The organism is Mycobacteroides sp. LB1, from assembly GCF_013449725.1.
Taxonomy (GTDB): Bacteria; Actinomycetota; Actinomycetes; order Mycobacteriales; family Mycobacteriaceae; genus Mycobacterium.
In genome coordinates this window covers 263,634-276,487 of the sequence record NZ_JACCFF010000004.1, presented here as the reverse complement: position 1 = coordinate 276,487, position 12,854 = coordinate 263,634, and the positions used below count along the sequence as shown (strand labels likewise).

Genomic DNA, 12,854 nt, shown 5'->3' with positions numbered 1-12,854 from the left:
GGACATCAGGAATCCGACGGCCGCTGCTCATCAGAGGCCGCGAGCAGACGCGGGGATTCAGCGGACGAGGTCCGGAACCGCACGAACACGGGCACAAGCAGCGCGGCGATGACCACCCCGACCACCACGAGGGCGCCACCACCGGCAGCGGCTGCCGTCGTACCCACCACGGCGGCGACCGCACCGTGCGTAACGTCCGCGACCCGCGGTCCCCCGGCGACCACTACCGTGAACACGCCCTGCAATCGGCCGCGCACATCGTCGGTCGCCACCGACTGCAAGATCGTCGTCCGGAAGGCCGCCGACACCATGTCCGCGATGCCGCCGATCATCAGGAAAAACAGCGCCGGCCACAGCAACGGCGCATGCGCGGTGAGCCCGAAGCCCACCATCGCCAGCCCCCACACCACGATGCTCACCACCACCGCGAGTCCCTGCCGGTCGATCCGGTGGAACCAGCCGGAGAACACCCCGCCGATCACCGCGCCCGCCGATATTGCCGCCGACAACAACGCGATGACGGTGCCGCCGTCGGCGGGATCCCCAAACCCCTCGTGGGCGATCTGCGGGAACAGGATCCGCGGCATCCCGAAGATCATCGCGATGAGGTCCACCACGAAGGACATCAGCACGATCTTGTGCCCTGCCAAATACCGAAAGCCGTCGAGAACATCGCGGAAACCATTGGTGCGCGCGTCTTTTGACACACCGCTCGGCGGCATCTTGTGCAGCTGGATCGTCGCCCAGATGGGCGCCACACACGCAATCGCGTCGATCATGTACAGCGCCGACAGATCCACCCACTTGAGCAATATTCCGGCCAGCAGCGGTCCGGCAATGAACCCGAACTGCTGCACTGTCATGTTCAGGGCGTTCGCGGCGGGCAGCTGATCGAGCGGAAGCATGCGCGGGATGGCGGCGGCGCGGGTCGGCGAGTTCACCGCGAAGAACGCCTGCTGCACCGAGAGCAGGCACAACACCACCCACACGTTGTTGACCGACAAAGCGGCCTGCACCCACAGCAGCACCGAGGAAACCCCCAGCCCCACCGCCGTGATGATCAGCAGGGTCCGACGATCCATCCGGTCGGCAAGTGCGCCGCCCCACAAGCCGAACACCACCAACGGAACCAGCCCGAAAACACCCGTCAGTCCGACATACGCCGAGCTCTGTGTCAGCGCATAGATCTGCACGGGAACAGCGAAGAGCGTGAGACCCGCCCCAATAACCGTGACCACCCCGGCCAGCCACAGACGCCGGAAATCCGGGTTACGGAGCGGCGTGACGTCGGCGATCAAACCTCTCAGGGCAGTGCCCGTTCACTCGCCAGGGCCCGGCCACACACCACCGGGCCTCCCCTCTCGCTACTGGCTGACACACACCTCGACATCCGGACCGACGTCCACGGTAGTGAACTTGCCGAGCCAGTAGTAGTTAACGCACTCCGCCCGCCGGATCTTCCCGCTCGCCGTCGGGTTTAGCCCGATGTCGTCACCGCGTGAACGGATGTGTCGGCCGGTTCATCTTTCGACTCGGGCGCTTCGACAGATTCTGCCTCGCCCGACTCCGAACCCACGTCAGGCCCTTCGACGGACTCTGCGTCGCCCGATTCTGAACCTGCGTCGGGCAGCTGGCCCACGAGATACTCGGCGAGCCCCCCGATGGTCGGGTAGTCGAATACCGCTGTCGCGTTGATCGTGAACTTGCCGCCGAACTGGCTGTGCAACCGATTGCGGAGTTCGATCGCCATCAGGGAGTCCGTGCCGAGGTCCAGGAACCGATTCGTTGCAGCCGGCGGTTGCGCCAACCGCAAGAAGTTCTGCACCTCGCGCTGAAGGAACTCGGTGACGAAACCGGCCCGCTGCGGCACCGGTATCTCCATCAGCTGATTGAGCAACTCGCTATCACCGGTCACCTCCCCGATGGCACTCGGCAACACCAGGTCCAGGATCGGCGGACGCGAACTACCCAGCACCTTGGCGGCACGCTGCCAGTTCGCCTTGATGACGGTGGCTTGGCCGGTTCCGTTGGCGATGGCCTCGGCGAGAGCGGCGAGTGCCGCCGACGGTTCCAGCGGAATCAGGCCCTGCGCACTGATGTTCGCGGTCGCGGCCTCGGACGAAGCCATGCCACCTTGAGCCCAAGGACCGAAGTTGATACCGGTGGCGGGCAAGCCTTGCGAGCGTCTCTGCGCGACCAGACCGTCGAGCAGTGCATTCGCGGTCGCGTAGTTGGACTGACCCGGTGAACCGAACAACGCCGACACCGAGGAGGACACGATGAAGATGTCCAGATCGTCGCCCCTCGTCAACCTGTCCAAGTAACCGGCACCGAATGCCTTGGGCGCCAAACTTGTTCGGAATCGCTCCACGCTCTGCTGACCCAGCAGCGCATCGTCGAGCACACCCGCCAGATGTACCACCCCGGCAAGTGGTGGCAGCTCCGCGCGAATCCGCTGCAGCAGGTTCGCGACTTCGGACTCCTCGCCGATATCGGCCGAGAAGACATGGATGCGGGTCTTGTACCGCTCGGTGATGTCGTCGATCAGCTGTTGTGCAGCCGCATCCGGCGCACGCCGACTGGTCAGCACGATGTCACCGGCACCGAGTTGGGCCAGATACGCCGCGGTGTGCAGACCTATCGCACCGAGACCACCGGTGATCAGATAGGTTCGATCCGGCCGCGGTGCAAGCGGATTCGGCATCTGGCACACGATCTTGCCGATGTGCCGGGCCTGCTGCATGCGGCGGAACGCCGTCCTGGCCTCGGTCAGCGGGTAGATCTCGGCGGGCAATGGCGTCCACTCGCCTTTGGCCAATCCCTCCGACACCTCGGTCAGCAGAGCCCGAATGCGTTCGGGCTCTTGGAACATCACCGTGTCCAACGCGACGATCTCGTAGGCGATATCGGGACGGGCCTCGGTCATCTGCTCCGGGGTCCAGATATCGCGCTTGGCAATCTCGGCGAAACGGCCGTTCTTGGCGGTGGCTCGCAGCGTCGCCTCGATGAAGCCTTCGCTGGTCAGGCTGTTGAGCACCACGTCCACGCCGGCACCGTCTGTGTCCGCCAAGATTTGATCGGCGAAATCGGTTGTGCGCGAGTCGTACACGTACTTGACACCCAGTTTACGCAGTGTCGCACGCTTGAAGGTGCTGGCCGTGGCGAACACCTCTGCCCCGAACTGTTGGGCCATCTGGATGGCCGCCAGCCCGACGCCACCACTGGCGGCGTGGATGAGCACCTTGTCACCCGGCTTGAGCTGCGCCCAGTCGAATGACAGCCGCACCGTCAGCGCCGCAGCGGGAATCGTGGCGGCCTCGACCGCGCTAATCCCGTCGGGAATCGGCGCCAGGAACTGGGCCGGCACGTTGAATCGGCTGGCGAAAGCACCCTGCATGGAGCCGTAGACCCGCTGGCCCACCTCGACTCCGGTGACACCCTCACCCAATTGCGTGACGACACCGGCGAAGTCGCCGCCGATCGGTCCGGGATCGCCCGGGTAGAGCCCGAGAACGTTGAGCACATCGCGGAAGTTGAGACCCGCGGCCTCAACCCGCACCTGCACGTAGCCCTCGTCCGGCGATGCCACGTCCTTCTCGGTGATCCTCAGGTTGTCGATCGCACCACGTTCGGTGGGAGCCAGTACGTAGTCACCTCCGCGCGGCACCGTGAGATGCCCGCTGCGTGCCCACGGCAACAACCGGGAGGCCAGCAGCTTGCCTTGGCGCAGTGCAATTTCCGGCTCTTCAATCGGAGTAACCAACAAATTCGCCAGTGCCTGCACGGCCTCAGGCGATCCGTCGCAATCGACGAGTCTGGCGCGCAGCGCCGGTTCCTCGTTGATCGTGGTTCGCCCGAATCCCCACAGCGCGGCCTGCACCGGATCGACCGGCTCGCCCGATTCGGTGGCCACAGCCCCCTCGGTCACGATCCACAGCCCGCCGGGCAGTTTCACGCCGCCGTTTTGGGAACCGCCCTGCACGGTATGCACGGCGCTGAGCAGGTTGGCGATCTCGGCCTCGACGCGCGCGGCGATATCGGTGCTCGACTCCTCCGGGTTGGGCGCGGCAGCGCGCCACACGACGCCGGAGAACGGCAGACCACTCTCCTTCGCCTGTACCAACACCTGTCCCAATAGCTCCGAATCAGTGGTCCGATGCAGCGGGATGCAGCCCGGCACCTTGGCGGCCAGTTCGTCGAATCCGGCGATCAGCCAGGTGCCACTTGCATTTTCGGCCTCGGCTGTGTTGTCTTCGGAGGGCGGTGCCGGAACCTCGTGCCAGCCAAGGGTGTACAGCAGTCGGGTGGCGTCGCCACCCAGACCGCGCAGCAGCGCCTCGCGAGGCGCACGTTTCACCGTGAACTCACGAATCCCGCCCAGATGACGGCCATCCCGATCGAGATAGTCGAGATCGAAGACCTGGGTCTCGCTGTCGAGGGCGCTCTCGTGCCACCGCGCTCGGCAGTAGAACCGCCGAGGCATCTTCTCCTTCAACGTCACCTGCCCATACCGTAAGGGCAGGAACAGATCACTGACGCCCTGCTCTGCCGCGAGCAGGGCGGGGAACGCGGGGAACGCGACACCGGTGCACAGGTCCATCAGCACCGGGTGCATCGGTTCGGTTCCCAGCTGTTCGGCCAGTTCCTCACCGACAAGGACGTCGCCGATCGCCTCACCCTCACCAAGCCACAGCGACTTGAGTGAACCGGACCAGGTTGGGCCCCATGCCAGTTCCAGGTCGGCGAAGGTTTCGAACAACTCGTGCGGACGCATGCGCTCCATCCGCTCGATGGCCGCATCAACGGGCTCCTCCTCAGACGTCGACTCGGCTGTGCTGTCCACGCTATCCGTGCTGTCGTCGATGCCGGTGACAACCGTGCCCTCGGCGTTCAACGACCATTCGGCATCGCGTTCACCATATGGACGGCTGTGCACTTGGAACTTCGACCCACCGCCATCCTCGAGCGGATGCAATGACAGCTGTACCTCGCGAGAGCTCTTCTCCGGCAGGATGATCGGCTCGTAGAAGAACACATCCTTGGCCCGTGCCGGAGCGCCGACCGCAGCCAAGGCCATCGCCGCATACGTAGCGCCGGGGACCACGACGGTGCCGTAGATGACGTGGTCGGACAGCCATGGCTGCGACTTGACCGACAACCGACTGGTGTAGACGGAATCGCCAGAGGCGAGGTCCTTCCCACTTCCCAGGATTCCGGAGACCGCGGGACCGTCTATCGCGATACCGGACGTCTTAGGCCAGAAACGCCTGCGCTGGAACGGATACGTGGGCAATTCGAGCGTGCGATGGGGTCGACGGTGCAGCGCAGCGAAATCAGGTCGGTGGCCGCTGACGTAGACCGCGGCCAGTGCATCGGCGATCTGGCGCCGGTCGTCGATGCCCTTACGCAGCGAGACGACTGCCCGAGGTGCGGCCAAGTGCTCCGGCCAGACCTGCACCGCGGCCCCGGTCAGCACCGGTTGCGGACCGATCTCCATCAACACCGCGCAACCCAGTGCCGCCACGGTGCGAACGCTTTCGGCGAATTGCACCGGTTGGCGGGAATGCCGTCGCCAGTACTGGGCGTCGATCGGGGTTTGAGCCGTGAGCACAGCACCGGTGCGGTTGCAGACGAGAGGCAACGTAGGGACCGCGAATTCCAACTGTGCTGCGTACGACTCGAATTCATCGAGCACCGGATCCAGTAATTCCGAGTGGAAGGCGTGGCTGGTCTCCAGCCAGGTGCAGCGGATTCCGTCTCCCTCGAAGCGCGCGACGGCATGTTCCACGTCCTCGCCCGGACCGGAAAGCACGGTGTTCGGTCCGTTGTAGGCACCGACCGATACTCGCGGGAACTCGCCCGCGATCTGCTCGACATGCTTAGCGTCACTGAACACCGCCACCATTCGCCCACCCGCGGGCAGGCTGCCGAACAGTCGGCCACGCTCGGCGATCAGTCGCGCACCGTCTTCGAGGCTGAACACTCCTGCCACGCATGCGGCCGCATACTGGCCGACGCTATGCCCCAGCACCACATCGGGCTCAATGCCCCACGACTGCCACAGCCGGGCCAGGCCCATCTCGACGGCGAAGATCGCCGGCTGCGCGAATGACGTGTGCCGCAGGACTTTCCCAGCTTCTCCACCGGTTTCGCGATCGGTAGCGAACATCACCTCAAGCAACGGACGCGCCACGATGTCCTTGACTGCTTCAGCGCAACGCGTCACGGTTTCGGCGAAAACCGGCTCTGCGTCGAACAACTCACGCGCCATCCCGGGATACTGGCTGCCCTGCCCGGTGAACAGCCATGCCGTCGTCGGATGATTCGTATGCTCGCCACGAACGACACCGGGGCGCAGACGGTTCTGGACCAGCTCGGCCAGCCCCTCGCGAGCGGCCTCGACCGAACCCACGACCAGCGCGGCGCGATGCTCGAAGTGCGACCGGCCTCTCCCCGCCGTGAGGCACACATCCTCGATGGCGACATCCGGATGGGCGGCCAACCATGACTCATAACGCTGCGCCACCGCGACCAGTGCCTCCGGTGACCTCGCGGACAGCGGAAGCACACTCGCCTGGTCGCCCTGAGGTTCCGGCGCGCCATCTGTGACGTCGGTAGCACCTTCGTCCAAGGCCGCCGGTTGTTCCGGCGCCTCCTCGATCAGCACGTGCGCGTTGGTTCCGGTGAATCCGAACGAACTCACACCGGCGCGCCGCGGCCTGCCGTTGGCCTGCCACGGAATCGCCTCGTCCACGACCCGCACTGGTAGCGAGTCCCATGGGATATGCGGCGACGGCTTGTCGAAGTGCAGGCTCCGCGGCAACACCCCGTTTTGAAGCGACAGCACCACCTTGATGAGACCTGCTGCGCCGGATGCCGATTCGGTGTGACCGATATTGGATTTCACCGATCCCATCAGCAGCGGCCGGTCCGCATCACGCGAGCCACCGTAGGCCGCCGCGGCCGCCTGAACCTCGATCGGATCACCCAGCGGAGTACCCGTGCCGTGCGCCTCAAGGTAGTCGACGTCTCCGCCTTCCAGACCGGCCCGGTCCAGCACAGCACCGATAAGCCGTTGCTGTGCACCGCCGTTGGGTACCGTCAGACCACTGGAGGCGCCATCCTGGTTCACTGCGCTGGCGGGAATGACCGCGCAGATCCGATCGCCGTCGCGCTGCGCATCGCTCAGCCTCTTAAGCACGAGGATTCCGCAGCCTTCGCTGCGCACGTAGCCATCGGCGGACGCATCGAACGTCTTGCATCGCCCGACGGGCGACAGCATCCTGGCGCGCGAGGCCGCGATCACCGTCACCGGACTCAACAAGACGTTCACACCGCCGGCCAATGCCAAGTCGCAGTCGCCGGAGTGCAGTGCCTGGACGGCCTGATGAACGGCCACCAAGGCCGAGCTGCATGCGGTATCGACAGCCACCGCCGGTCCTTCAAGTCCCAGCGCGAAGGCAACCCGGCCGGAGATGGCGTTGAGCGCGTTGCCGGTGATGAAGTAGGGCTCGATCTTGTCGAGCGACTCCGACGACAGCAGGTGCGCATACTCGTTTGCGCCCACTCCCGCGAAGATGCCGGTTCGGCTGCCGCGCAACGCGGCCGGCGAGTAGCCGGCCCTCTCCAAGCCCTCCCATACCGTTTCCAGCATCAGCCGCTGCTGTGGCTCGATCCACACTGCTTCACGCGGGGAGATGCCGAAGAATTCAGGATCAAACCCATCGATTCCGTCGAGGAATCCACCGAAGCGCGTGTAAGTCTTGCCCGCGGCCTCTGGATCCGGGTCGTAGAACTCATCGATGTCGTAACGGTCCTCCGGGACTTCCCGGATCGCGTCGACACCGCCGGACAGCAAGTCCCAGAAGGCTTCCGGGTCGGGCGCACCGGGGAATCGGCACGACACCGCAACGATCGCAATCGGTTCGTCCGTGCGTGTCGTCGCCTGCCGAGGCGCAGACTTGACCTGCTCGTTGAGCCCGAGCACCTCGCCGAGCAGGTAGTCGGCAACATCGGAAATGCGTGGATGATCCATCACCAGGGTGACGGGTATCTCCTTGCCCACGCCTTGTTCCATGCGACGTCGCAATTCGACGGCCATCAGCGAATCCATGCCGAGGTCGAAGAACCCCGCATCCTCGCGGATCTCCGATACGTCCACGCGCGTCACCTCTGCCACCGCGTCGCGCAGGTAGTCGGTCAAGAGCTTCTTGCGCTGCTGAACGGGAGCGTTCGTGAGCCGCTCGACCAACTGCGTCTTGCCCGACTGCGTGACCGCCGGCGACGCGGTCAGATGCGAGGGCACCTCGCGCTCTAGCTCCGCCAGGAATGCTCGTCTCCCTGCCTGCTGGTACAGCGGCAGGAAACGCGCCCAGTCGATGCGGGCGATGACGCCCTGCACCGCGGAGGCCGCCACGACGTCCGCCAGGCCGGCCAGGGCATCGGCCGGCGACAACGTCTTGATCCCACGTTGTTCCAGTCGCGCACGGGATTCCGCGTCGGCCATGCCCGCCGTCCACGGACCGAAATTGACGCTGGTTCCGGCAATGCCTTGCTCCCGCAGACGCCAGGCGAGCCCGTCGAGGAAGGCGTTGGCCGCACTGTAGGCGGTCTGGCCGAAGCCACCCCACACCGATGCGATGGAGGAGGTGCTGATGAAGAAGTCGAGCTTCAGGGTCGGGTCGCCCAGGGCGGCTTCGCTCAAATGCCAAGCACCCCAAACCTTACCGGCGAAGACGCGGTCTACTTCTGCGTCGTCGAGGCCGCTGAGCGGGGTGGTGCCGATCTCGCCCGCAGCGTGGACGATGCCCGCCAGCGGCGGTAGCTCAGCCTGCACGCCCGCCAGCAGGCGTGCCACGTCGTGCGCATCTGCGACGTCGGCGGTGACGACCCGGACTTTGCAGCCGTGCTGTGCGCCCAGTGCGTCGATGCGCTGCCTCGCGGCCTCGCTGGGTTCGCGCCGACTCGTTAGCACCAGATTCTTGGCGCCGCGGGCGGCCAAGTACCCGGCGATCTCCAGTCCGATCGAACCCAGCCCTCCGGTCACCAAATATGTTGCGTTATCACGCACTTCCAGCGGTTTACCGCTGGGCAGTTCCTCCCGCCGAACCAGCCGGGGAACGTAGACCGCTTGATCGCGCAACGCGATCTGGTCCTCCCTGACGGCCACGTCGCTCGATGCCGAGGCGCGACCGATGAACTGTGACCATTCGTCAGCACTGGCATCAGCCAGATCGGCGAGTCCGCCCCACACCTGCGGAAGCTCCAGCGCGGCCGCGCGGCCGAATCCCCACAGGGCACTCTGCTCCGGCGCCACGGTGTCCGCGTCGGTGATTCGCAGTGCGCCACGGGTGACCACCCAGATGGGAGTCCGCAGTTCAGCGGCGGCTGCGGCACGGAAGAGCCGCTGCGTTCCACCCAACACTTGGTGTTGCATCCGCAGCAGCGACCGCGTCGAGGGTGTACCCGCGTCGAGTGCCGCGACGTGCACGATGCGTAGCGTTTGTTCCTGCGCCAAGGCGCCTGCCGCCGCAGCGCGCAACGCATCTGCGAGCTGTTGCTCGTCGGCGTCGGACGCCGGCAACCCGAGGATCCGATGCTGATGCCCACGTGCGGTCAGCACGTCGACCAGCGGCGCAGCCGCGCCAGATACCTCGCCTATGAGAAGCCAGGTAATGCCCGCGCCGGTTTCCTTACCGGAGAGTGGCGTGGGCGACTTCTCCCAGCGGAACTGGTAGCGGTCATCCGAGATGGTTTGGGTGCTGCGCTGCTGGTTGTGTTGCGCCGCAAGCCTGGTCAGCACGTTCAGAGTCTGTCCGTCGCCGCCCGCACCGTCGAGTAGATTCGCGAGTTCCTCGATCTTTCCGTCCTCGAGTAGCCGGACAGCCTCGGTGCGCGGTCCGCCGATGCGCGGCTGTTGGTTCGGGGCATCTCGGTTGTCTCGGTTGTCGCTGAACCAATACTGGCGACGTTCGAACGGATAGGTGGGTAGGTCGAGCTTTCGTGCGTGCCCGTGCTGGAACGCGCCGAACTCGGGCAGGTACCCCAAGACGTATGCGTCGGCAGCGGCTTCGGTGATCTGTCGGTGGTCTGCGGTGTTTCGACGCAGGGACGCGATCGCCCGTGGTGCGGTGGCCGGATCGGGCCAGGCCCGCAAGGCTGCGGCGGTGAGCACCGGTTGTGGACCGATCTCGAGCAACACCTTGCAATTCATGTCGGCGAGGGTGCGCACACTCTTGGCGAACTCCACCGGTTGGCGCGCGTGGCGACGCCAATAGGCGCCATCGAGTTTCACGCTCCTGCCGAGCGCCGCGCCGGTCCGGTTGTCGATCAGAATCCGTTGTGGAGTCTTGTAATTGAACTGACTCGCATATGACTCGAATTCATCGAGGATCGGGTCCAGCAGGGCCGAGTGGAACGCGTGACTGGTCTCCAGAAAGTCGCATCGGACTCCGCCTGCCACTAGCCCCGCCACCGCTTTTTCCAGATCCTGTGCGGGCCCGGACAATACGGTGTTGGCACCGTTGTAGGCGGCAACCGACAGACTCGGAAACTCGTCGGTCAGGCTCTCGACACGCGCGGAGTCGGTGAACACCGCGGCCATCCGACCGCCCGCAGGCAGACTGCCGAATAGGCGGCCGCGCTCGGCCATCAGCCGCGCGCCGTCCTCGAGACTGAACACGCCCGCAACGCACGCCGCCGAATACTGGCCCACGCTGTGCCCCAGCACCACGTCCGGCTCGAAGCCCCACGATTGCCAGAGCCGAGCCAAACCCATCTCCACCGCAAACAAGGCGGGCTGCGCGTAGGACGTCTGCCGCAGCGTCTCTTCTCTTTCCGGACCGTCCACATCGAAAATCACGTCCAGCAAAGGCTTTTCGAGAACATCAGCGACCACGGCCGCGCATCGACTCAGTGTCTCGGCGAAGATCGGTTCGGTGTCGAACAACTCACGGGCCATACCGGGGTACTGGCTGCCTTGGCCGGTGAACAGCCACGCCGTCTTCGGCGTGTCATGGGATTCTCCCCTACCGAGACCGGGCGCCGGGCGGTCATCCGCGACAGCGCCGAGCAGCTCGACGGCAGCTTCTCTCGAATTGACCACCAAGGCGGCCCGGTGCTCCAGGTGTGCTCGCGCGACTCCGGCGGTGAAGCACACATCCCCCAAGGTGGCCTCCGGGTGCTCGCTCAACCAGCTGCGGTACAGATCGGCGACCTGCGCCAATGCCGCGGGCGTCCGCGCTGAGAGCGGGAGAATGCTGAATCTCGGAGCCGCACCGTCGGCGACATCCGACCGCGGAGCCGCACCGTCGGCGACATCCGACCGGTGCTCCCCGGTCGTCTCGATCGGTGCCGCTGCCCGCTCCGGAGCCTCTTCGAGGATGACGTGAGCGTTGGTCCCGGCGAATCCGAACGAGCTGATTCCCGCAATGCGTGGCCGCCCGTTGCGCTCCCAGGGGGTGGCCTCCTTGACGACCTCCACCAGCAGCCGGTCCCAGGGAATGTGCGGTGACGGGTTCTGAAAGTTGCGGTGCTGCGGCAGCAGCTCGTTCTCAAGCGACAGGATGACCTTGATGACACCCGCGATACCAGCGGCCGCCTCCAGATGTCCGATGTTCGTCTTCGCCGAGCCGATCAACAGTGGATCGTTCGCTTCGCGGCCAATGCCATACGCCGCACCGGCTGCCTGAGCCTCGATCGGATCGCCCAGCGATGTCCCGGTGCCGTGTGCCTCCAGGTACCCGACATCGCTGGGCGCGACGCCGGCACGCCTGAGCGCATCGGCGATAACACGCTGCTGAGCAACGCCATTGGGCACCGTCAACCCGCCCGATGCGCCATCCTGGTTAATCGCGCTACCCCGGATCACGGCCCTGATCCGGTCGCCGTCGCGGATCGCGTCCTCAAGACGCTTGATGACGATGACACCTGCGCCTTCGCCTCGCACGTAGCCGTCTGCGGCCGCGTCAAAGGTCTTGCAGTTGCCGTCGGGCGCGAGCATATGCGCGTGAGAGAACGTGATCATTGTTGCGGGGGTCAGCAGAACATTCGCGCCGCCGGCCAGTGCGAGGTCGCACTCTCCGAGTTGAAGCGCTTGGCACGCTTGATGAATTGCTACCAACGACGAGCTGCACGCTGTATCGACGGCAACCGCGGGTCCCTGCAGCCCCAGCCGGTAGCTGATCCGGCCCGCGGCCGCAGCGTTCGACGTCCCAATGGCCATATAGGCTTCGATTTCGGGATAGGTCAGCTCATCGGAGGCCATTCCCAGGTAATCGTGAGTGGCCAAACCAACGAACACACCGGTGTTGGTGTTCTCCAAAGCCGTTGGCGCGGTGCCCGAATGCTCCACCGCGCGCCACGCCATCTCCAAAAGCAGCCGGTGTTGCGGGTCCATCAATCTGACCTCGCGCGTCGACATACCGAAGAACGGTGCGTCGAACCCCGTCACGTCATCGACGAAGCCCGCACGACGGGTCACGATCTTGCCGGGCACGCCAGGCTCCGGGTCGAAGAACTCGTCGACATCCCATCGGTCGGCAGGCACCTCCGATATCGCGTCCCGGCCTTCACGCAGCACATCCCAGAACTCGTCCGCGTCCGCGGCACCCGGAAAACGCGCTGCGTAGCCGATGATTGCGAAACTCGGCGCTGGCCCGATCGGATATTCGGCGGATTTCATACTGGGGGCCTCCTTGCGTCGGCGGATGAGAAAGTGACCCGAGACGTCGTCGCTCGCCAATGTGACGCGGCACGTCGGGGGGTGTGAACGCGACTCTAGCCGAACAAGATCACGCCCACGGGTGTTACCAAAAATCAATTTACCCGGACTCAAAGTTCTAGTTATTTCCGGT

2 protein-coding genes are annotated in these 12,854 nt (G+C 65.3%); both read right to left on the bottom strand.

The window, feature by feature from the left end; genetic code table 11:
- Window positions 1–5 precede the first annotated feature (5 nt).
- Window positions 6–1,295, bottom strand: a complete 1,290-nt coding sequence (locus MLB1_RS17510) for an MFS transporter (protein WP_180751266.1) — start codon at window positions 1,293–1,295, stop codon at window positions 6–8.
- A gap of 182 nt (window positions 1,296–1,477) precedes the next feature.
- Window positions 1,478–12,682 (bottom strand): type I polyketide synthase, encoded by an 11,205-nt coding sequence (locus MLB1_RS17505; RefSeq protein ID WP_180751112.1) that lies wholly within the window; start codon window positions 12,680–12,682, stop codon window positions 1,478–1,480.
- Between the last annotated feature and the right edge of the window lie 172 nt (window positions 12,683–12,854).

Coding starts and splice junctions, on each gene's coding strand:
- MLB1_RS17505 (WP_180751112.1), bottom strand. CDS start 12,682: ATGAAATCCGCCGAATATCCGATCGGGCCAGCGCCGAGTTTCGCAATC.